At 66.2% G+C, this 21,730-nt stretch carries 19 protein-coding genes and 3 tRNA genes; 5 read left to right on the top strand and 17 right to left on the bottom strand.

From position 1 onward, the window contains the following. Positions 1-10: 10 nt before the first annotated feature. The 8 genes from rseP to rpsB form a co-directional block, all read right to left on the bottom strand. On the bottom strand, positions 11-1,381 hold the full coding sequence (rseP, locus tag BM133_RS08900) for an RIP metalloprotease RseP (protein WP_093433092.1): 1,371 nt from the start codon (positions 1,379-1,381) through the stop codon (positions 11-13). A gap of 24 nt (positions 1,382-1,405) precedes the next feature. Further along, on the bottom strand, positions 1,406-2,593 hold the full coding sequence (gene ispC, locus BM133_RS08905; protein WP_093433093.1) for a 1-deoxy-D-xylulose-5-phosphate reductoisomerase: 1,188 nt from the start codon (positions 2,591-2,593) through the stop codon (positions 1,406-1,408). Further along, positions 2,590-3,435: a phosphatidate cytidylyltransferase gene (locus BM133_RS08910; protein ID WP_093433095.1), complete on the bottom strand. Its 846-nt coding sequence runs from the start codon at positions 3,433-3,435 to the stop codon at positions 2,590-2,592. The genes ispC and BM133_RS08910 overlap by 4 nt, the downstream gene beginning before the upstream one ends. Positions 3,436-3,456: 21 nt before the next feature. Next, on the bottom strand, positions 3,457-4,176 hold the full coding sequence (uppS, locus tag BM133_RS08915; protein ID WP_093433096.1) for a polyprenyl diphosphate synthase: 720 nt from the start codon (positions 4,174-4,176) through the stop codon (positions 3,457-3,459). 8 nt (positions 4,177-4,184) lie between these two features. Next, positions 4,185-4,745, bottom strand: a complete 561-nt coding sequence (frr, locus tag BM133_RS08920; protein ID WP_093433098.1) for a ribosome recycling factor — start codon at positions 4,743-4,745, stop codon at positions 4,185-4,187. Between the two features lie 11 nt (positions 4,746-4,756). Continuing rightward, entirely contained in the window at positions 4,757-5,479 is a 723-nt protein-coding gene (gene pyrH, locus BM133_RS08925; protein WP_093433099.1) for a UMP kinase, read from the bottom strand. Between the two features lie 97 nt (positions 5,480-5,576). Then, positions 5,577-6,500: a translation elongation factor Ts gene (tsf, locus tag BM133_RS08930; RefSeq protein ID WP_093433101.1), complete on the bottom strand. Its 924-nt coding sequence runs from the start codon at positions 6,498-6,500 to the stop codon at positions 5,577-5,579. Between the two features lie 81 nt (positions 6,501-6,581). Next, on the bottom strand, positions 6,582-7,337 hold the full coding sequence (gene rpsB / locus BM133_RS08935) for a 30S ribosomal protein S2 (RefSeq protein ID WP_013541740.1): 756 nt from the start codon (positions 7,335-7,337) through the stop codon (positions 6,582-6,584). A 211-nt stretch (positions 7,338-7,548) separates the two neighbouring features. On the opposite strand from rpsB, the gene BM133_RS08940 reads away from it, so the two are divergent. Both BM133_RS08940 and BM133_RS08945 read left to right on the top strand, forming a co-directional pair. Next, positions 7,549-8,874: an amidase gene (locus BM133_RS08940; RefSeq protein ID WP_093433102.1), complete on the top strand. Its 1,326-nt coding sequence runs from the start codon at positions 7,549-7,551 to the stop codon at positions 8,872-8,874. A gap of 53 nt (positions 8,875-8,927) precedes the next feature. Further along, positions 8,928-10,181: a D-amino acid dehydrogenase gene (locus BM133_RS08945; RefSeq protein WP_093433104.1), complete on the top strand. Its 1,254-nt coding sequence runs from the start codon at positions 8,928-8,930 to the stop codon at positions 10,179-10,181. Here BM133_RS08945 and BM133_RS08950 read toward each other — a convergent pair. Continuing rightward, positions 10,171-10,599, bottom strand: a complete 429-nt coding sequence (locus BM133_RS08950) for a hypothetical protein (protein WP_093433105.1) — start codon at positions 10,597-10,599, stop codon at positions 10,171-10,173. The genes BM133_RS08945 and BM133_RS08950 overlap by 11 nt on opposite strands. A 30-nt stretch (positions 10,600-10,629) precedes the next feature. Here BM133_RS08950 and BM133_RS08955 point away from each other — a divergent pair, with 30 nt between their 5' ends. Next, complete coding sequence (locus BM133_RS08955) at positions 10,630-12,096, top strand: NAD(P)H-hydrate dehydratase (protein ID WP_093433107.1); 1,467 nt, start codon at positions 10,630-10,632, stop codon at positions 12,094-12,096. Between the two features lie 7 nt (positions 12,097-12,103). Here BM133_RS08955 and BM133_RS08960 read toward each other — a convergent pair whose 3' ends face one another. Both BM133_RS08960 and rnr read right to left on the bottom strand, forming a co-directional pair. Next, positions 12,104-12,871 carry an SDR family oxidoreductase gene (locus BM133_RS08960; protein ID WP_093433108.1) on the bottom strand — a complete coding sequence of 256 codons (768 nt, stop codon included), beginning with the start codon at positions 12,869-12,871 and terminating at the stop codon, positions 12,104-12,106. Positions 12,872-12,919: 48 nt separating this feature from the next. After that, the gene (gene rnr / locus BM133_RS08965; protein WP_371286313.1) at positions 12,920-15,190 is read right to left on the bottom strand and encodes a ribonuclease R; all 2,271 of its coding nucleotides are present in this window, start codon (positions 15,188-15,190) and stop codon (positions 12,920-12,922) included. Between the two features lie 81 nt (positions 15,191-15,271). On the opposite strand from rnr, the gene BM133_RS08970 reads away from it, so the two are divergent. Both BM133_RS08970 and BM133_RS08975 read left to right on the top strand, forming a co-directional pair. Beyond that, positions 15,272-15,356, top strand: a tRNA-Leu gene (locus BM133_RS08970). Positions 15,357-15,520: 164 nt separating this feature from the next. Beyond that, positions 15,521-15,605: transfer RNA gene (locus tag BM133_RS08975), tRNA-Leu, on the top strand. 78 nt (positions 15,606-15,683) lie between these two features. On the opposite strand, the gene rimO is transcribed toward BM133_RS08975, so the two are convergent. The 6 genes from rimO to BM133_RS09005 form a co-directional block, all read right to left on the bottom strand. Then, complete coding sequence (gene rimO, locus BM133_RS08980; RefSeq protein WP_093433110.1) at positions 15,684-17,090, bottom strand: 30S ribosomal protein S12 methylthiotransferase RimO; 1,407 nt, start codon at positions 17,088-17,090, stop codon at positions 15,684-15,686. A 78-nt stretch (positions 17,091-17,168) separates the two neighbouring features. Then, positions 17,169-17,729 carry a polyhydroxyalkanoate synthesis repressor PhaR gene (gene phaR, locus BM133_RS08985; RefSeq protein WP_093433111.1) on the bottom strand — a complete coding sequence of 187 codons (561 nt, stop codon included), beginning with the start codon at positions 17,727-17,729 and terminating at the stop codon, positions 17,169-17,171. 70 nt (positions 17,730-17,799) lie between these two features. Further along, positions 17,800-18,168, bottom strand: a complete 369-nt coding sequence (locus BM133_RS08990) for a hypothetical protein (RefSeq protein ID WP_256219102.1) — start codon at positions 18,166-18,168, stop codon at positions 17,800-17,802. A gap of 170 nt (positions 18,169-18,338) precedes the next feature. Then, a tRNA-Val gene (locus BM133_RS08995) sits at positions 18,339-18,415 on the bottom strand. A gap of 48 nt (positions 18,416-18,463) precedes the next feature. Further along, a complete protein-coding gene (locus BM133_RS09000; protein WP_093433114.1) occupies positions 18,464-20,704 on the bottom strand; it encodes a RelA/SpoT family protein in 2,241 nt (746 codons plus the stop codon). Between the two features lie 14 nt (positions 20,705-20,718). Further along, the gene (locus BM133_RS09005) at positions 20,719-21,714 is read right to left on the bottom strand and encodes an alpha/beta fold hydrolase (RefSeq protein ID WP_093433116.1); all 996 of its coding nucleotides are present in this window, start codon (positions 21,712-21,714) and stop codon (positions 20,719-20,721) included. Positions 21,715-21,730 lie beyond the last annotated feature (16 nt).

Below are 21,730 nucleotides of genomic sequence, written 5' to 3' on the forward strand. Positions count from 1 at the left end.
GGGCAGAAAGTTAACCAAAGAGCCGCGTGACGTCGTTGAAGAGTGCGACCGACATCATGACCAGCAACAAGGCGACACCGCCGCGCTGAAGCCGTTCCATCCAGGCGTCAGAGACGCTTTTGCCGGTCAGGCCCTCCCAAAGATAATACATCAGGTGTCCCCCATCGAGGACCGGGAGCGGCATGAGATTGAGCACGCCCAGGCTCACGCTGATGACCGCCAGGAAGATCAGGTACTGGGTCAGGCCGAGGCTTGCGGACTTGCCCGCGTAGTCGGCAATGGTCAACGGGCCGCTCAGGTTCTTGAGCGAAGCCTGTCCGGTCACCATCTTGACCATCATGCGGACGGTCAATGCGGACATCTCCCATGTGCGCACCACGCCGCGCCAGACGCCATCGCCCGGCCCCTGGCGCACCGTCACCATGTCGGGCGGGGCACCGACGTAAGCGCCGATGCGGCCGATCTTGGCGGCGCCCTCCTCGCGCACTTCGGGCTTCACCTGGAGCGTGAGCAGCTGACCATCGCGCTGGACCTGCCAGGCCTGGGTGCGCGGCTGATCGCCGTCGACCGACGCCCGGATCACCTCGCGCAACTGCTGTCCGTCGTAGATGGCCGTATCGCCGATGGCGCGCACCAGGTCGCCCTTGCGCAAGCCCGACTGCTCGCCCGCGCTGCCGGCCATGACGTCGCCGATCTCCGGCCGGGTCAGGGGGGCGAGCACGCCGATCTTGCGGAACATCTGCGGATCGGCGTCCTTGGCCTCCATCCGGCTCAATGGCAGCACCAGCTGGCGCGCGGGCTTGCCGTCTTCGCCAGCCACTTCGAGCGTCAGGTCCCGGGCATCGAGCGCGCCCTGCGTCATGCGCCAGCGCAGGTCCTCGAAGGACTGGACGGGCGTCAGATCGCCGTCGAAGCCGGCGCGCGTGATGTGTTCACCGCCGCGCAGGCCCGCGGCCTCGGCCAGCGAAGCCGCCACCGGCCGCGCCAGCCTGGCGACCGGCTCTTCCACGCCGATCCAGTTGACGGCCGTGTAAAGCACGATCGCCAGCAGCAGGTTGGCGATGGGCCCGGCCGCCACGATGGCCGCGCGCGAACGCAGGGGCTGGGTGTTGAAGGCCCGGTGCCGCTCCTCGGGAGCCACCGGCCCTTCGCGCTCGTCGAGCATCTTGACGTAGCCGCCCAGCGGGAAGGCGGCGATGACGAATTCGGTCTGCTGCCCCGGGTGCTGGCGCTTGGGTTGCCAGCGGAACAGTGCCTTGCCGAATCCGACCGAAAAGCGCTCCACCTTGACGCCGCAGGCAACGGCTACGCGGTAGTGACCGTATTCGTGCACCGCGATCAGGACCCCGAGTGCAACCACGAAGGCTATGACAGTGAGCATCGGATCCTCTGCGAATGGGAAAAGTCAGGCTGCGAAACGCAGCGCCGCGGCATTGGCGGCCGCCCGGGCGCTGGCGTCGAGCGCCAGCAGGTCGGCCAGCGATGCCGGCTTGGAGGGGGCGACGGTTTCCAAAGTTTCCATGTTGACCGCATGAATTCGGTCGAAACGCAGGCGCCGGTCAAGGAAGGCCTCGACAGCGACCTCGTTGGCCGCATTGAGTACCGCCGTCGTGCCGGGTGCGGCGCGCAATGCATGCCACGCAAGACCCAGGCCCGGGAATAGCGCCGCGTCGGGTGCATCGAAGGTCAGCGATGCCATCTGGCGAAAATCGAGCCGCGCCGCCCCGCTCTCGATGCGCTCGGGCCAGGCCAGACCGACCGCGATGGGCACCCGCATGTCGGGCGTGCCGAGCTGGGCGATGACCGAGGCGTCGGTGAACTGCACCATCGAGTGCACGACGCTCTGTGGATGGATGACGACCTCGATCTGCTCGGGCGAGACGCCGAACAGGTGGCGCGCCTCGATCACTTCGAGCGCCTTGTTCATCATCGTGGCCGAGTCGACCGATATCTTGCGGCCCATGACCCAGTTCGGATGCGCACAGGCCTGCTCGGGCGTCACGGCGCCCAGCGAGCCGGGCGAACGGGTGAGGAACGGGCCGCCCGAAGCGGTCAGGATGATCTTGTCGATGCGCCGCGCCCAGGTGGACGGGTCTTCGGGGAGCGACTGGAAGATCGCCGAATGCTCGCTGTCGATCGGCAGCAGCGTGGCGCCGCCTTCTCGCACCGTGCGCATGAACAGTTCGCCGCCGACGACCAGCGCTTCCTTGTTGGCCAGCAGAAGGCGCTTGCCGGCACGCGCCGCCGCCAGGCAGGGCCCGAGCCCGGCAGCGCCGACGATGGCGGCCATGACGGCATCCACGTCTTCGTGCGAAGCTATGTTTTCAATAGCATCCGAGCCCATCAGCACGCGTGTCTTCAGGCCGCTTTGCTTGAGTTTCTCGGCCAGCAACTGGGCATGCGGCGCGCTTGCCATCACGGCGAACCGGGGCGAAAACTGCGCGCACTGCGCAAGCATCTCGTCCACCTTGGTGGCAGCGGACAGCGCAAACACCTCGAAACGCTCGGGGTGCCGCGCAATGACGTCCAGCGTGCTCACGCCGACCGACCCGGTCGAGCCCAGCACCGTGACGCGTTGTTTGGGAGTGTTCACAGGAAGGCCAGCATCATGGCAATGGGAAGTGCCGGCAAGAGGGCATCCACGCGGTCGAGCACGCCGCCATGGCCGGGGAGCAGCCGGCTGCTGTCCTTGGCGCCGGCACTGCGCTTGATCAGCGATTCGACCAGGTCGCCCACGACGCTCATCGCGGCGAGAAACACTGCGCCGATCAAGAGCAGCCACCAGCCGCGCTCGAACAGGCGGGTGTAGAGGCTGGGCACCGCCGCGCCGAAGTGGCGGTCGGCCCAGACCCAGGCGAAGGCCAGCACGATGACGCCGATCATTCCGCCCCACACGCCTTCCCAGCTCTTGCCGGGGCTGATGGCCGGGGCCAGCTTGCCGCGTGTGAACTTCAGGCCGAAGGCGCGGCCCGCGAAATAGGCGAACACGTCCGCCACCCAGACCAGCACCAGGATCGACAGCAGGAAATTGATGCCGACCATGCGTGCCTGCACCGCGGCCAGCCACGCGACCCACAGCGCCAGCAAGCCGCCGACCAGGCGCAGCCCGCGCGGAATGCGGGGCCAGCCCGGCACCGCCACGCGCAGCAGCGCCGCGCCGCCGAGCACCCAGGCCGCGCTGGCCAGGGTCCACATGAGGATCAGCGGTTGCTCGAGCAGGCCCAGCCACCACGAAAGCCCGCAGAGCACCACCATCTCGGCGCCGAGGAACAGCGACATGCCCTGCCCGTAGCCGTTCAGACGTCCCCACTCCCACGCGGCCGCGCCGATCAGCACGAGCATCACGCAGGCGAAGGGAATGTAGTGTCGATAGAACAGCGCTGGCAGCAGGATCGCGAGCAGCACGATCGCCGTGAGGATGCGTTGTTTGAGCATGCGGGAGGTTGTGAGGTCTTCTCAGGCCGCAGCCGTCGAGACCTGTGCCGAGGTTTGGCCGAAGCGGCGCTCGCGGCTCTGGAATGCGGCAATGGCCGCGTCCAGCGCGGCCTCGTCGAATTCGGGCCAGAGCTTGTCGCTGAAGAAGAGCTCGGCGTAGGCGCTCTGCCAGAGCAGAAAATTCGACAGCCGCTGCTCGCCGCCGGTGCGGATGAACAGGTCCGGGTCGGGCACATGGGCCAGCGCCATCGCGCGGTCCATGTTCATCTCGGTCATCGGAAGGCCCTGCGCGGCCAGCTTGGCCGCGGCCTGGGCGATGTCCCAGCGTCCCCCGTAGTTGAAACAGACGTTCAGCACGAGCCGCGTGTTGTGCGCCGTGGTCGTTTCGGCTTCGATCAGCGCGGCCACCATCTTGGCGGACAGGCCGGCGCGCTCGCCGACGAAATGCAGTCGCACGCCGTCGCGGCTCAGCCGCGGCACCTCGCGCGCGAGTGCGCCCACCATCAGCTCCATCAGCCCGGAGACTTCCTCGGCGGGGCGGTTCCAGTTCTCCGAGGAGAACGCGAACACGGTGAGCACGCCCACGCCGCGATCGGCACAGGCCTTGACGCAGCGCCGCAGCGATTCCACGCCCTGCTTGTGCCCTGCCACGCGGGGCATGAACCGCCGCGTCGCCCAACGGCCGTTGCCGTCCATGACGATGGCAACGTGGTGGGGAATGCGCGGCGGCGAAGAGGCCATGACGGGCCTCAAACGGCCATGATCTCCGCTTCCTTGGCCGTGACCAGGCGGTCGATTTCCGCGATATGGCGGTCGGTGACCTTCTGGATGTCGGCTTCGGCGCGCTTCTGGTCGTCCTCGGACGCCAGCTTGTCCTTGACCAGCTTCTTGACCGACTCGTTCGCGTCGCGGCGCAGGTTGCGCGTGGCGACCTTGGCGGTTTCGCCTTCGTTGCGGACCAGCTTGGTCATTTCCTTGCGGCGCTCTTCGCTCATGGCGGGCAGCGGCACGCGGATCAGGTCGCCCATCGACGCCGGGTTCAGGCCCAGGTCGCTTTCGCGGATGGCCTTCTCGATCTTGGCGCCCATGCCCTTTTCCCAGGGCTGGACGCTGATGGTGCGCGAGTCGAGCACCGACACGTTGGCCACCTGGCTGAGCGGCACTTGCGAGCCGTAGTACTCGACGTGGATCGAGTCGAGCAGCGCCGAGTTGGCACGGCCCGTACGGATCTTGGTGAGGTTGTTCTGGAATGCGGCGAGCGACTGATTCATCTTCGCGTCGGTCGCATTGCGGATGTCTGCAATGGTCATCTCAAATACTCCTAGGCATGCACCAGCGTGCCTTCGTCCTCGCCCATCACGACGCGCTTGAACGCGCCGTTCTTGAGGATCGAGAACACCTTGATCGGCAGCTTCTGGTCGCGGCACAGCGCAAAGGCCGTGGCGTCCATGATGCCGAGATTCTTTGCGATCGCCTCGTCGAAACTGAGCGAGACGTAGCGCGTCGCGTCGGGGTTGGTCTTGGGGTCGGCGGAATAGACGCCGTCCACCTTGGTCGCCTTGAGCACCAGCTCGGCGCCGATCTCGGCACCGCGCAGCGCAGCGGCCGTGTCGGTGGTGAAGAACGGATTGCCGGTACCGGCTGCGAACACCACGACCTTGCCCTCTTCGAGGTACTGCAGGGCCTTGGGGCGCACATAGGGCTCCACGACCTGCTCGATGGCGATGGCGGACATCACGCGGGCGATGAGCCCCTGCTTGTCCATCGCGTCGGCGAGGGCCAGCGAGTTCATGACGGTGGCCAGCATCCCCATGTAGTCGGCGGTGGCGCGGTCCATGCCGACCGAGCCGCCAGCCACGCCGCGGAAGATGTTGCCGCCGCCGATCACGACCGCCACCTGGACGCCCATGTTCACCACCTCGGCCACTTCCTGGACCATGCGAACGATGGTCGCGCGGTTGATGCCGAAGGCGTCATCGCCCATCAATGCCTCTCCCGACAGCTTCAACAAGATTCGCTTGTGGGCTGGGCGGGCATCAGACATGGGCAATTTCCTTTGGGGTTGGCGGTGACGAGTGTAAAACGTAGCGATGAAAAAACGACGGCACGCGAGCACGCGCCGTCGTTGGAAGCCTTATGGCTTAAGCAGCGGCCTTGGCTGCTGCAACTTGCGCGGCCACTTCGGCGGCGAAGTCGTCGACCTTCTTCTCGATGCCTTCGCCGACCACGTACAGGGTGAAACCCTTGATCGACGTGTCGGCAGCCTTGAGCATCTGCTCGACGGTCTGCTTGTCGTTCTTCACGAACGACTGGTTGTGCAGCGAGACTTCCTTCAGGTACTTCTGCACGCCGCCTTCGATGCGCTTGGCAACGATGTCGTCGGGCTGCGGCTTCTTGCCTTCGGCCTCGGCCGTCTTGCGGTCTTCGGCAGCCTTGCCGGCGGCCACGGCGCGCTCTTTTTCGATCAGGTCGGCAGGCACGTCCGACGCCTGGATGGCGACCGGCTTCATGGCGGCGATGTGCATCGCGACGTCCTTGGCCGACGTGTCGTCGCCCTCGAACTCGACCATCACGCCGATGCGCGTGCCGTGCAGGTACGAAGCCAGCTTGCCGTTGCCCGCGAAGTGCTTGAAGCGGCGGAAGCTCATGTTCTCGCCGATCTTGCCGATCAGGCCCTTGCGCACGTCTTCGAGCGTGGGGCCGAAGCCGTCCTGCTCATAGGCCAGCGCGCCCAGGGCAGCGATGTCCGCGGGGTTGTTCTTGGCGACCAGCATCGCGGCAGCGTTGGCCAGGGCCAGGAAGCTGTCGTTCTTGGTGACGAAGTCGGTTTCGCAGTTGATCTCGATCATGCCGCCGACAGCGCCGTCGACGTAAGCCGTGACCACGCCTTCGGCGGTGATGCGGCCCGATGCCTTGCCGGCCTTGTTGCCGAGCTTGATGCGCAGCAGCTCTTCGGCCTTTTCCATGTTGCCTTCGGCCTCGGTCAGGGCCTTCTTGCATTCCATCATCGGCGCGTCGGTCTTTGCGCGCAGTTCGCCGACCATGCTTGCGGTGATTGCAGCCATTTGTGTATCTCCGTAAATCCAAAAATCAGGTTAAAAAAAAGGGGCACCAAAGCCCCTTCTTCAGGCTCGCGAGAGCACCAATCAGGCCGAAGCGCTTTCTTCGACTTCGACGAATTCGTCGCTGCTGCCCTCGGCGATGGCCTTGACCACGTCACCACCGGCGCTGTTGCGGCCTTCGATGATCGCGTCGGCGATGCCGCGTGCGTACAGCGTGACGGCCTTGGACGAGTCGTCGTTGCCGGGGATCACGTAGTCGATGCCTTCGGGCGAGTGGTTGGAGTCCACCACGCCGATCAGCGGGATGCCCAGCTTCTTGGCTTCGGCCACGGCGATCTTGTGGAAGCCCACGTCGATCACGAAGATGGCGTCGGGCAGTGCAGCCATGTCCTGGATGCCGCCGATGTCCTTTTCGAGCTTCGCGATTTCGCGCGAGAAGGTCAGTTGCTCCTTCTTGCTCAGGCTGTCGAGGCCGGCTTCCTGCTGAGCCTTCATGTCCTTCAGACGCTTGATCGAGGTCTTGACGGTCTTGAAGTTGGTCAGCATGCCGCCGAGCCAGCGGGTGTCCACGAAAGGCACGCCGGCGCGACGGGCTTCTGCCGCCACGATTTCACGGGCCTGGCGCTTCGTGCCGACCATCAGGATCGTGCCGCGGTTGGCCGTGAGTTGCTTGGCGTACTTCATCGCGTCCTGGAACATCGGGAGCGACTTTTCCAGGTTGATGATGTGGATCTTGTTGCGATGGCCGAAGATGAACGGCGCCATCTTGGGGTTCCAGAAGCGGGTTTGGTGACCGAAATGGACACCGGCTTCCAGCATTTCGCGCATGGTGGTAGACATTAGAAATTACTCCAAAGGTTGGGTCTAAAATCCAGCCCGTTTTGCGCTCCTTTCGAATGGAGTCACAACACCTTGATTGGGCTGGTTTGCGGATGTGTTTGACTGGATGCAACGGGAGCCGTCGCTCGACCAGCGAAACCCAAAGAGTATAGCACGGCCGCAGCCCCTCTTTCCCCTTGAACCGAGCCGCCCGCGGCACCCGCAGCCACCCATGAACGACCTTCACGCCGCCCGTCTCACCCTTCAGGCAGGTGGCTCCGATGCACGCACCGAAATGGAGCGCGCCATCGAAATCTCCCGGTCCCCGGCCTGCGCTCACGTCTTCACCCGCACGATGTTCGACGAAGCCCGCCGGAGCGCCGCCGAGGCGAACCCCGAAAGCAGGCTCGCCGGACTCGCCTTCACTTCCAAGGACTTGTTCGACATCGCAGGCCAGCCGACGCCCGCGGGGTCCGTCGTCCTGTCCCATGCCCCGGCCGCCAGGACCGATGCCATCGCGGTGGCGCGGCTCCGCGCTGCGGGCGGCGTGCCCACGGGCCGCACCAACATGAGCGAGTTCGCCTTCTCGGGCGTGGGCGTCAATCCGCACCACGGGACACCGGTCAACGTGAGCGACAAGGCCACGCCACGCATCCCGGGCGGCTCCTCCTCCGGCGCGGCGATCTCGGTGGGCAGCGGCGCCGCCTTCATCGGCCTGGGCTCCGACACCGGCGGCTCGATCCGCATCCCGGCGGCGCTGAACGGCATCGTCGGCTTCAAGAACACAGCCCGCCTGGTGCCGGCCGACGGCGCGCTGCCGCTGTCGACCACGCTCGATACCGTCTGCGCCATGACGCGCTCGGTGCGCGATGCGATCACCGCGCACGAGATTCTCTCGGCGCGCCGCGTGACGGCCGGTACGGCCCCGCTCTCCGCCTACAAGCTGGCGGTCGTGAAGAACGTTTTCTTCGACGGCATCGAGCCCGTCGTGGCTGCCGCGTTCGAGCGCACGCTGAAAACGCTTCGCGCCGCGGGCGCCCGCATCGAGGAAATCGAGCTGCCCGAGCTCGCCGACTTGCAGTCCATCAACGCCACCGGCGGCTTCTCCGCGGCCGAGTCGCACGCCTGGCACCGCCTGCTGCTGGAGCGCAGCGGCGCGGGCTATGACCCGCGCGTGGCCCAGCGCATCCTGCGCGGCGCCGCGATGAAGGCCCATGAGTACATCGACCTCATCAACGCCCGCCGCGCCTGGATCGCCCGCGTCGAAACGGCGCTGGCGCCCTTCGACGCCGTGCTCTCGCCCACCGTGCCTATTACCGCGCCGTCCATCGCCAGCGTGGCGCCGGGCGCCGAGCGCGACGATGAATTCTTCCGCGTCAATGCGCTGCTGCTGCGCAACCCGTCGATCGTCAACATGCTCGACGGCTGCGCCATTTCGTTGCCCTGTCACGCCGCCGGCGAATTGCCGGCCGGCCTGATGCTCTGGCACGCGGCGCTGCATGATGACGCCGTGCTCGCCATCGCCCTGCAGGCGGAGCGAGCGCTGCAAAACCCATAGCCGCCCACGCCTCTTCACGGGCGTCAGCCGTCTCCTTTACCTCTGAACAATCAATGAAAATCGCGATCGTGGGCGCCGGCATCATCGGCGTCACCACCGCCTGGGAACTGGTCTCCGACGGCCATGAAGTGACCGTGTTCGAGCGCCGCGGCGCCGCGGCCGAAGAAGCCAGCTTCGCCAATGCCGGCGTCGTGGCGCCGGGCTACGTCACGCCGTGGGCCGCGCCGGGCATGCGCATGAAGGTGCTGCGCTCGCTGCTCTCCTCGCACGGCGCCATCAAGCTGCGCTGGCCTCTCGGCGCACGCGACCTCGGCTGGATGTCGCGCTGGCAGAAGGCCTGCAAGCTGGAGACCTACCTGGCCAACCGCGCCCGCATGCAGCGCCTGGCCTTCTACAGCCGCACCCGGCTGCACGAAGTGAGCGAGGCGCGCGAGCTCAGCTACGAGCGCAGCGACGGCTACCTCGTGCTGCTGCGCTCCAAGCGCGAGAAAAAGCTGATCCAGCCCGGACTCGAAGTGCTGCGCACGGCCGGCAGCGTGTTTCGCGAAGTCGATGCCGACGAGGCCCGCCGGATCGAGCCCGCGCTCAACGCCGACACGCCGCTTGCGGGCGCCATCCACCTGCCCGAAGACGAAGTCGCCAATTGCCGCCAGTTCGCACTGCTGCTCAAGTGGGAGGCGGAGGCGCTCGGCGCGCAGTTTCATTTCAACTGCGACATTGCGCCGCTCAGCCGCGCGGCGCCCACGTCGCTCTCGCTCGCCAGCGGCTCGGAAGCGCTGCGCTTCGATGCCGTGATCATGTGCGCCGGCCTGGCCTCGGCGACGCTCTTGCGCCCGCTGGGCCTGCGTATTCCGCTAGCGCCGGTCTACGGCCACTCGGTCAGCGCGCCGGTGCGCGAGCCGCTCAATGCGCCGCGCAGCGCGGTGATGGACGAGCGCTACAAGGTCGCCATCTCTCGCCTGGGTCAGCGCGTGCGCGTGGCCGGCAGTGCCGAGATCGGCGGCTCGCTCGACACGATGAATCCGGCCGCGATCCAGACGCTCTACAAGGTGCTGCACGACTGGTTTCCGGGCGCGGCCACACTGCAATCGGGCGTGCAGCAATGGAAGGGCGCGCGGCCGATGCTGCCCGACGGCCCGCCGGTGCTGGGCGCCAGCGGCATTCCGGGCGTGTGGCTCAACCTTGGCCACGGCTCCAGCGGCTGGGCGCTGTCGTGCGGCAGCGCGCGCGTGCTGGGCGACCTGATCGGCGGACGCGACCCGGGCGTCGATCTCGAAGGCCTGGGCGTCGAGCGGCTCAGTCTCTAGGGCCCCATCGCCGAAGCATTTCGGGGCTCGGCGGCGGCTCGACCGCCAGGTCGGGCTCCGCGGGCGGCCTGAGCTTCTGGGCGACCCACGCCAACAGCGCGGGCGCCACGAGCGCAAAGAAAGCCAGGCACAGCAGATCGGCGCCCATCATCAGCCAACGCTGCATGAAGGAAAGCCCCTCTACCGGCAGGTCGAACCAGCGGATCACGCCGACGCCATAGGCAACGCCTGCAACCCAGGCCACATCGCGCATCGGCACCCACCGCTTCACTTCGGCCAGCAAGAAGGCACCCCACACGATGCCCAGCAGGCCGAGCGACCACGCCATGCCAGCGATCCATGCCAGCGTCGCAATCCCGAAAAAGACGACCCACGCCAGCAACAGGACCAGCAGCCAGCCAAGGCTCTTGAGCTTCATTCGCCGATCATAGGGCGGCAAAATGCCTCGATGCACCGCATCACCTCCGCCACCGTCGCCGTCGCCGACCTGTTCGACATCGCGGCAACACGCCGCATCGAACAGGCCGCAGCCACCGCCCTGCCCGCCCACACGCTGATGCAGCGCGCCGGCCTTGCTGTGGCGCGGCTCGCGATGGCGGTCGCGCCGCATGCGCGCACGATCTGGATCGCCTGCGGACCGGGCAACAACGGCGGCGATGGCTTCGAAGCTGCTGCACAGCTTCAGCACCGGGGCTTCATGCCGATCGTCACCTTCCTGGGCGACGAGAACCGGCTGCCGCCCGACGCCAAGGCATCGCTGCAGCGCGCCCGCGACGCCAGCGTCATCTTTGCGCAAAAGCCGCCCGCTGAGTACGAGTTGGCGATCGACGCGCTGCTCGGCATCGGATCGACTCGTCCGCCCGAAGGCGTCATGGCCGAGTGGCTGCGCGAGATGGACGCCAAGGGCCAGCCGGTGCTCGGCGTCGACGTACCGTCCGGCCTGAACGCGGACACGGGCGTGCTGTCGGGCCGCATCGGCGCCCACCCGGAGACGGCCCGCTTCTGCGTGACCTTCCTGACCTTGAAGCCCGGTCTCTTCACCGCGCAGGGCCGCGATGTGGCGGGCACGGTGTGGTTCGACGACCTGGGTTGCGGCGACACCGCCGAGCCGCCGACCGCGCGCCTGGCAGGCGCTCCGAAAGCGCGGCCCCGTACCCACGCATCGCACAAGGGCAGCTACGGCGATGTCGCGGTGATCGGAGGAGCATCGGGCATGGCGGGCGCCGCGTTGCTGGCTGGATCGGCCGCGCTGCATGCGGGTGCCGGCCGGGTGTTCGTCGGGCTGCTCGATCCGGGTGCCGCGCCCGTGGACATGGCGCAACCCGAGCTGATGATCCGGGACGCCGCAGCGCTCGACCTCTCGGGCATGACCGCAGTCTGCGGCTGCGGCGGTGGCACGGACGTTCGCTCGGTGCTGCCGCGCGTGCTGGCGACGGCGGCTGCGCTGGTGCTCGATGCGGATGCGCTCAACGCCATCGCGACCGACAGCGCATTGCAGACGCAGCTGGCATCGCGTGCCCGGCGCGGAAGGCCGACCGTGATCACGCCCCATCCACTGGAAGCCGCGCGCCTCCTCGGCTGCACGGCCAGTGATGTCCAGGCAGACCGGCTGGCGGCAGCCCGCCAGCTCGCGACGCGCTTCGGCGTCGTCGCCGTGCTCAAGGGATCGGGGACGGTGATCGCCCAGGACAGTGACGCGCCGGCGGTGCTCAACCTGACAGGCAACGCCCGGCTCGCAACCGCCGGAACCGGCGATGTGCTCGCCGGCATGATCGGCGCCGCGCTGGCGGCACAGCAACCGGCCTTCGAGGCGGCATGCGACGCCGTCTGGCGGCACGGCCACATCGCCGATACCTGGCCGGCCGATGCGGCTCCGCTCACGGCCGGCACGCTGGCGCGCCAGGCGCCTGTCTGAAGACGCGCTAGCCGCGCCCGACGAAGGGCATCTTCGTCGCCATGATCGTGTGGAACAGCACGTTGGCTTCCAGCGGCAGGTTCGCCATGTAGAGCACCGACTGGCCCACGATCTTGACGTCGATCAGCGGCTCGATCGCGAGTTCGCCATTCGCCTGCGGCACGCCCTTGGCCATGCGCGCGGCCAGTTCGGTCATCGCGTTGCCCACATCGACCTGGCCCACGGCGATGTCGTACTTGCGGCCATCGAGCGATGCGGTCTTGGTCAGACCTTCCACCGCATGCTTGGTCGCGGTGTACGCCATCGAGTTCGGGCGCGGCGCGGTGGCCGAGATGGAGCCGTTGTTGATGATGCGGCCGCCCATCGGCACCTGCGCCTTCATCGTGCGGAACGCCTGCTGGATGCAGAAGAACATGCCGGTCAGATTGATGTCGACCACGCCCTGCCACTGCGCGGGCGTCCAGTCCTCGAACGGGCCCGGCGGGTTGCCCACGCCGGCGTTGTTGAACAGCAGGTCGACGCGCCCGTAGCGCTCCACGGTGGCGGCGAACAGCGACTGCACCGACTCCGCATTCGACACATCGGTCGGCACCGCGAAGGCGCGCGCACCGGCGCCCGACTCTTCGGCCACCTGCTCCAGCGGCTCCAGGCGACGGCCCGCGAGGACCACGCTCCAGCCATCGCCCAGCAGCGCCAGCGCCGCGGCCCGGCCGATGCCGGAACCCGCGCCTGTGACGATCGCGATGCGGCCCTTGTTGTTGCTCTCAACGCTCATGCTCAATGTCTCCTTCTCGGCTTGTCTGTCGTATCGGTTGGATGGGGCTCATCCGCGGCGGGGCTTGCGCCCCTTCATCTTGTTGGCGGCCTTCTTGACCGCCGACTTGAAGGCCTGCATCGCCGACTGCGGCCCGGCGGCAACGGCAGCCGTGCTGCGCTCCGCCCGCTGGTCGCTGGTGGCCGCCTCTGCCTTGTGGCGCGAACCACGCTTGGCCGACGCCTTGACCGGCACGCCGCCGGATCCGGCACCCTTGTCCTTCATGGCGCGCGCCGTCAGGTCTTCGCCCTCGCGCACGAGGCGGAAGTCGATCTTGCGGCCATCCAGGTCGACGCGGCTCACCTGCACCCGCACCCGCGTGCCGATGGCGTAGCGAATGCCGGTGCGCTCACCGCGCAGTTCCTGGCGCATCTCGTCGAACTTGAAGTATTCGCCGCCGAGTTCGGTGATGTGCACCAGGCCCTCGACGTACATCGCATCGAGCGTGACGAAGATGCCGAAGGTCGTGGCCGCGGTGACCACGCCGCCGTACTCCTCGCCCAGGTGCTCGCGCATGTATTTGCACTTGAGCCAGGCCTCCACGTCGCGGCTGGCTTCGTCGGCGCGGCGCTCGTTGGCGCTGCAGTGCAGGCCCGCGGCTTCCCAGGCCAGCACTTCCTTGGTGGGCGCGATGGTCGCCTTCTGCGGCTTGCTCGTCGGCGCCTTCACGCGCGAGGCGAGGCGCTTGGCCAGCTTGGCATGTGCCTCGCCCGGGGTCGGCAGCATCGGCAACTGGTAGCGCGTCTTGGTGAGGATCGCCTTGATCACGCGGTGCACCAAGAGGTCGGGGTAGCGGCGGATCGGGCTCGTGAAATGCGTGTACGCCTCGTAGGCCAAGCCGAAATGCCCGCTGTTGAACGGCGTGTAGATCGCCTGCTGCATCGAGCGCAGCAGCATGGTGTGGATCTGCTGCGCGTCGGGGCGCTCCTTGGTGGCTTCGGCAATCGCCTGGAACTCGCCGGGCTTCGGATCGTCGGTGATGCTGAGGCCGACGCCCATGGCCTTGAGATAGCCGCGCAGGATTTCCTTTTTCTCCGGCGTCGGGCCTTCGTGCACGCGGAACAGGCCCGGGTGCTTGCCTTCGGCGATGAAATCGGCGCTGCAGACGTTGGCCGCGAGCATCGCTTCTTCGATGAGGCGGTGCGCTTCGTTGCGCGTGCGCGGCACGATCTTCTCGATGCGGCCGGCGTCGTCGCAGATGATCTGCGTCTCGGTGGTTTCGAAGTCGACCGCGCCACGCTTGCCGCGCTGCTTGAGCAGGGCCTTGTAGACGTCGGCGAGGTTCAGCAGGTCCTTGACGCGGTCCTTGCGCTTCGCAGCTTCGGGGCCGCGCGTGTTGCCCAGGATCGCGGCCACTTCGGTGTACGTGAAGCGCGCATGGCTGAACATCACGGCCGGGTAGAACTGGTACGCGTAGATCTCGCCATCGGCAGCCACGAGCATGTCGCACACCATGCACAGGCGCTCGACCTCGGGGTTCAGCGAGCACAGGCCGTTGGAGAGCTTCTCGGGCAGCATCGGGATGACGCGGCGCGGAAAGTAGACGCTGGTGGCCCGGTCGTAGGCGTCGATGTCGATCGCCGAACCGGTCTGCACATAGGCGCTGACGTCGGCGATCGCGACCAGCAATCGCCAGCCCTTGCCGCGGCCCACCTTGGCGGGCTCGCAGTACACAGCGTCGTCGAAGTCGCGGGCGTCTTCGCCATCGATGGTGACGAGCGGGATGTCGGTGAGGTCCACGCGCCCCTTCTTGTCGGCGGGGCGGACCTTCTCTGGCAAGGCCTTGGCCTCGGCCAGGCATTCAGCGGAAAACTCGTGCGGCACGCCGTACTTGCGCACGGCGATCTCGATCTCCATGCCGGGATCGTCGATCTCGCCGAGTACTTCCCTCACGCGGCCCACGGGTTGGCCGAAGAGCGCCGGCGGCTCGGTGAGCTGCACCACGACCACCTGCCCCACCTTGGCGGGACCGGTCGCGCCCTTGGGAATCAGGACGTCCTGCCCATAGCGCTTGTCTTCAGGGGCTACGAGCCAGATACCGCCTTCGTGCAGCAGGCGGCCGATGATCGGCTGCTCGGGACGCTCGACGATCTCGACCACGCGCCCTTCGGGACGACCGCGGCGGTCTTGCCGCACGACGCGCGCCTTGACGCGGTCCTTGTGCAGCACTGCACGCATCTCGTTCGGGGGCAGATAGATGTCTGCCTCGCCGTCATCGCGTTGCACGAAGCCGTGACCGTCGCGATGTCCTTGAACAGTGCCTTCGAATTCGTCCAGCAAGCCGCTGGAATTGACATTATTTTTGATATGATCTCCTTCTTTCCTGAAATTCAAAACGTACTTGCTTTTGCAGGTATGTGGGCCCAGATGGCGGAATTGGTAGACGCACTAGTTTCAGGTACTAGCGAGTAACATCGTGGAGGTTCGAGTCCTCTTCTGGGCACCAAGTTTAAACAGACCCTCATCGGGTCTTTCGATTCAAGCCACCGGTCTCCGGTGGCTTTTTTCTTGCCCGCTCGCGTTCGAGCAGACACCGAACAACCCACGAATTCCTTCGCCGCGGCGAAATCGCTGCGTTCGATTTGGTATACTCGTAGGCTTTCCTGAAATGCCCAGATGGCGGAATTGGTAGACGCACTAGTTTCAGGTACTAGCGAGTAACATCGTGGAGGTTCGAGTCCTCTTCTGGGCACCAAAGTCAAGCAGACCCCTACCAGGTCTTTCGAATGAAGCCACCGGCATCCGGTGGCTTTTTTCTTGCCTGTTCGAATCATCAAATCGGCAATGCGATCAGGTCATGGCCCTCGGCGCCCACGATGCGCGCACGAGTGAATTCACCGACCTTCAGCGTCTTGCTGATCTTCTCGGGCGGCAGTAGCCGCACGGTGCCGTCGATCTCGGGCGCATCGGCGTAAGTGCGCCCCACGCCACCCTTGCGGCCCATGCCTGGCGCGGAATCGACCAGCACCTGCATCGTTGCGCCGATGCGCTTTTGCAGCTTGGCGATCGACACGGCTTCGGCCACTTCCATGAAGCGGGCGCGACGCGCTTCGCGCTCGGCCGCGGGCAGCATGCCGGGGATGTCGTTGGCGGTCGCGCCTTCGACCGGGCTGTAGGCAAAGCAACCGGCGCGATCGATCTCGGCCTCGCGGATGAAGTCGAGCAGATGCTCGAATTCCTGCTCGGTTTCACCGGGGAAGCCGGCGATGAAAGTGCTGCGGATCACGAGCTCCGGACACACCTCGCGCCAACGCGCGAGCCGCTCCAGATTCTTTTCACCGCTGGCCGGACGCTTCATGCGCTTGAGCACATCGGGGTGGCTGTGCTGCAGCGGCACGTCGAGGTACGGCAGCACCTGTCCGCTCGCCATCAACGGGATGATTTCGTCAACGCTCGGGTACGGGTACACGTAGTGCAGGCGAACCCAGGCGCCGTAAGGCTCGGCAATTTCGCCGAGCGTGCGCACCAGTTCGAGCATGCGGGTCTTGACCGGCTTGCCGTCCCAGAAGCCGGTGCGGTACTTCACGTCCACGCCGTAGGCGGAGGTGTCCTGGCTGATCACCAGCAGCTCCTTCACGCCGCCTTCGAACAGGGCCTTGGCCTCGCCGAGCACATCGCCCACCGGCCGCGACACGAGGTCGCCGCGCATCGAGGGGATGATGCAGAAGGTGCAGCGGTGGTTGCAGCCTTCGCTGATCTTCAGGTACGCATAGTGACGGGGCGTCAGCTTGAGGCCGGCGATCCCGAAGGTGTTCGGCACCAGATCGACGAAAGGATCGTGCGGCTTGGGCAGGTTGGCATGCACCGCATCCATCACCTCTTGCGTGGCGTGCGGACCGGTGACGGCCAGCACGCTCGGGTGCATCTGGCGCACCAGGTTGCCGCCCTGGTCGCCGGTCTTGGCGCCCAGGCAGCCGGTGACGATCACGCGGCCGTTCTCGGCCAGCGCCTCACCGATGGTGTCCAGGCTTTCCTTCACGGCATCGTCGATGAAGCCGCAGGTGTTGACGATCACCAGATCGGCACCTTCGAAAGTCTTGGAGGTCTGATAACCCTCGGCACTCAGCCGGGTCAGGATCAATTCGGAATCTGTCAGGGCCTTGGGGCAGCCCAGGCTCACAAAGCCGACCTTGGGGGCGGTCGACGTGGTCGTTCGTTCGGGGGAGGCAACTTCACTCATATCCCTCTATTGTCCCAGCTATCGGTGACAGTCGGGCAATCATTGGGCAAGCCCCGCCTTGGTGCGGTCCGGAGGCGCTCAGGGACGCTTGATGCCAAAGGCCCCCAGTACCTGCTCGGTGTTTTTCTGCATCTGCTCCTGCATCTGCAGGAAGACATTCTTGGATTGCTCGACGTAGTTGCCCATGAGGCCCTGGAGCATCGGCGATTGCATGGTCATGAATTTCGACCACATCTCGGGCGTGAGGCCCTCGGCCTTGTCGGCGAGCTGGGCCTGCACTTCGGTCATGGCCTGGATGTTCTTCTCGAGGTACGGGCCCATGTAGCCCTGCATCGCCTGGCCGTAGAAACGGATGATGTTGGCCAGCACCTGCTCGGTGAACATCGGCGCGCCGCCCGCTTCTTCTTCCAGGATGATCTGCAGAAGAATGCTGCGCGTGAGATCGTCGCCGGTCTTGGCATCGCGCACCACGAACTGGGCATTCTGGATGACCAGCAGCTTCACCTCGGTCAGCGTGATGTACGTGGATGTCTCGGTGTCGTAGAGCCTTCGGTTGGGGTACTTCTTGATCACACGCTGTACCGGTTTGACCCCGGACTTCTTGCTCTGCACTGCGGACTCCTTCACATGGACGCCCATGTCATCGGATGATTCTAGGGAGCGGTTTTGCTGCATCGCGACAAGGTTTACCCTGACCGCGCGCTGCACTTCAGCCCTGCGATGTCGCGTACTCGGCGCCGCATGCGTGGCAGGCGGCTGTTTCGGGGCGCTCTTCGGTCGCTTCGCGAAAGCGAAGCGGGCTCTTGTGGCCGTAGACCACCCAGCAACGCGGGCAGTGCTCCTGCCCCACGGTCGGCAGATAGGCACGGGCGCGCTGCTCGGCGCGCTCCTCGGTCACCGCCACGCCCTGCCGGAGGGCCCGCGCCACTTCGCGCGCCGCCATCGTGTCGGTGCGGCCGCCCGCATGGTCGTTGATGCCGTAGACCGCGCGCGCAAACTCGATGGGAGCCTGCCGCAACAGCGCGGCAACGCGCATGTCGGCATGAGCCCGATCAACCAGCGTTGATCGCGTATTCATCGGATCGCTTGTCAAGGAATTGGGAATGGATTCGCAGGATGGCCAAGGTAGCACAACAACATGGCCATGGTCTTTTTCTGCATCACCACAAGGGACGATTGAAACACCGGGGAACCCGGTGAAAGCTCTGTTCAACAGACCCGGTGGTTGGCCGGAAGTTGAACAGAAATTGGTAGGCGCGATTGGACTCGAACCAACGACCCCCACCATGTCAAGGTGGTGCTCTAACCAGCTGAGCTACGCGCCTAAGGATGTGTCCGAGAAGCAGCTATTGTAGCAGGAGAAAACACGCTTTTTAGCGGCGACGTGCAGATCGCACGCCAACAACTGCAGTGACGATGCCGAGCACCTGCGTCAGCCGCGCTGCGTCGGCGATTTCCACAGTGAAAGTCATCCACGCCGTGCCCTTCACCGACTGCGTCTGCACGCCGATCACGTTCATCTTTTCCCGGGCGAACACATCGGAGATATCGCGCAGCAGGCCCTGGCGATCTGCCGCTTCGACGGCCACGTCGACCGCATAGACGGGCGCCTCGCCACCCTTCTTCGTCGCGCCCCATTCGACATCGATCACGCGCTCGCCATCTCGCGTGGCCATCGTCCGGAAGTTGCTGCAGTCGGCGCGATGCACGCTGACACCGTGGCCTCGCGTCACGAAGCCGCCGATGGGATCGGGCGGCGCGGGCTTGCAGCACTTGGCCAGCTGCGTCATCAGCGACGACACGCCCACCACCAGCACGCCCCCCTTGCCGGACTTCTCGCTGCCGCGCGCCTTCTTGATCTGCACGCCATCGTCGGGATTCGGCGCCGGCTCGGGCGGGCGCAGCAGCGTCTCGATGTTGCGCAAGGAAAACTCGTCCTTGCCGACCACCTCGAACAGATGGTCCGCCGACTTGAAGCCGAGCTGCGAAGCCAGGTCCTCCAGCCGCATGGCCGTCTTGCCTTCGCGCTGCAGCAGCTTCTCGACGGCTTCGCGTCCGCGTGCGACGGTCTCGTGCGTGATCTGTGCGTTGAACCATGCGCGCACCTTGGCGCGCGCACGGTGACTCGCCAGATAACCCAGCTCGGCATTGAGCCAATCGCGCGACGGCCCGCCTTCCTTCGCCGCAATGATCTCCACCGTCTGCCCATTCGACAGCGGCGTGTTCAGCGGCACCATCGCGCCATCGACACGCGCCCCGCGGCAGCGATGGCCCAGCGTGGTGTGCACCGTGTAGGCAAAGTCCACCGGCGTCGCGCCCTGCGGCAACTCGACGATGGCAGCGTCCGGGGTCAGTACATAAATACGGTCGTCGAACAGGCCCTGCCCCTGCAGGCCGCCCGAGAGATCGCGCTCCCACGCCAGCAGTTGCCGCAGCACGGCGATCTTCGCGTCGTACTCCCCGCTCGCCCAGACCCCCGCATAGCCCTTGTGCCCTGCTTCCTTGTAGGCCCAGTGCGCGGCCACGCCATGCTCGGCGTGGTCGTGCATTTCTTCGGTGCGGATCTGGATCTCGATCGGCTTGCCCGGCTTGCCATCGACCAGTTCGCGCACCACGGTGTGCAGCGACTGGTAGCCGTTCGGCTTGGGCCGCGCGATGTAGTCGTCGAACTCCTCGTCGATCGGCTGGAAATGGGTGTGCACCCAGGCCAGCGCCGCATAGCAGTCCTTGACGTCGGCCACCACCACGCGCAGCGCGAGGATGTCGAACACCTGCGCGAAGTCGAGCGACTTGCCACGCATCTTCTTGACGATGCTGTAGATGTTCTTGGGCCGTCCCTGCACGGTGGCATGCACGCCCTCGTCCTGCAGTTCCTGCTCGAGCTGCGAGCGCAATTGCTCGACGTGGCCTTCGCGCTCGATGCGCTTTTCGTCGAGCAGGCGCGCAATCAGCTTGTAGGTTTCAGGCTCGATGAAGCGGAACGAGAGATCCTCGATCTCCCACTTCACCTGCCAGATGCCCAGGCGATTGGCCAGCGGCGCGAACACCTGCAGCGATTCGCGCGCCACGCTCTCGGGCGCCGGCTGCTTGCTGGCCGCCGCATGGCGCAAGGTCTGCAGGCGCGAAGCAAGCCGCAGCATCACCACGCGCAGATCGCGCGAGAACGCCAGCAGCATCTTGCGCACGTTCTCGGTCTGTGCCCCGGCGCCTTCGATGTGATGGCCCTGCGAAGCCGAGCGGGCCTGCTCCTGCACGCGCACGAGCTTGGTGGTCTCGACCGCAAGCGCCGCGAAGTTGTCGCCGAACACCTTGGCGATCACCTCCTGCGGGCGGTTCAGGTGCTGGCACGAATAGACGAGATAGCTCGCCGCCTGCATGGCTTCGGAGCCGCCCATCTTCGCGACGATGGCGGCCACCGCATCGGCGTGCGCCAGCGTGTTCTCGCCGGTGTCCAGCTTTTCATCGGCGATCAGCGGCTCGGCGAACGCACGGGCGCGGGCAAGCATGTTCTCGATCACCGGCGTGCGGTCGGCCGTGGCGGCGGACAACGGATAGTCGACCACGGCGGTATCGGACAGGGGGGCCGTCTGCAGGCTCGAGGACTCGCGCTTCACGCTTGTTCACCCCATCAATCGAACAGGAAGGAAGTGACGACGGCAACCTGCGCGGGATCGATGAAGGTCGGCGCATGGCCCACGCCTTCGAACTCGACCAGCGCCGCCTTCGGGCCGCGCTGCGTCATGGCCAGGGCCGTCTCGCGCGAGAGCAGGTCCGACACGGCCCCGCGCGTCACCAGCGTGCGCGCCTGGATGGCGTCGTACAGGCTCCACATGATCGCGCCGCCCTGCGCCGCCGCTTCGGGCGTGATGGCGCGCAACGCCACGGCGATGGCCGGATCGTAGTGAAGCAACCAGGGCCCCTCGCCAGCGACATTGCCGGTGTCGGTCTTTGCAGCACCGTCGGCGGTGCGCTGCGAGGCAGGCACCACCATGTGCTGCGACAGCGCGAGCCATTGCTCGGGCGTGTGCGGACCGAAGCTGGTCGAGATCGCCCACATCGCATCGGCCGCTTCCTTCACGCTGCCGTAGCGACCGCCCTGCCCCACGTACGCCGCGATGCGTTGCAGGGCGATGGGTTCGATCGTCGGACCGACATCGTTCGCGATGAAGCGGCGCACCGGCCGCGCGAGCGGCAGTTCCTTGTGGCCCGCCAGCACGAAGCCGATCAGCCCGCCCATGCTGGTGCCGAAATAGTCGAGCGTGTCGATGGCCTGTTCGCGCTGCACCTGGGCGATCAGCGCCACCATGTCGGCCGCGTAGACAGGCACCTGATAGAAGGCCGGATCGCGCAGCCAGTCGCTGCGCCCGCGCCCCACCACATCGGGGCAGATCACGCGCACATCGCCGCCCGCGCGGGCCACGAGGGCCTCTGCCAGCACGTCGAAGTCGCGGCCTTGCCGGGTGAGTCCGTGCACGCAGACCACGACATGCGCGCTGCGTTCGTCGCCCCATTGCCAATAGGCCATGCGATGGCCGCCCTGTGGGTCGTCGCATGCCACGTAATGAAGCGTCGGTTCGGTCATGAAAACGGGGAAATCGTGGTGCGGATAATGGGTTCGTTGCATCCTAATTCATCCGGAG

It is taken from the genome of Variovorax sp. 770b2 (assembly GCF_900115685.1).
Lineage (GTDB): Bacteria > Pseudomonadota > Gammaproteobacteria > Burkholderiales > Burkholderiaceae_C > Variovorax.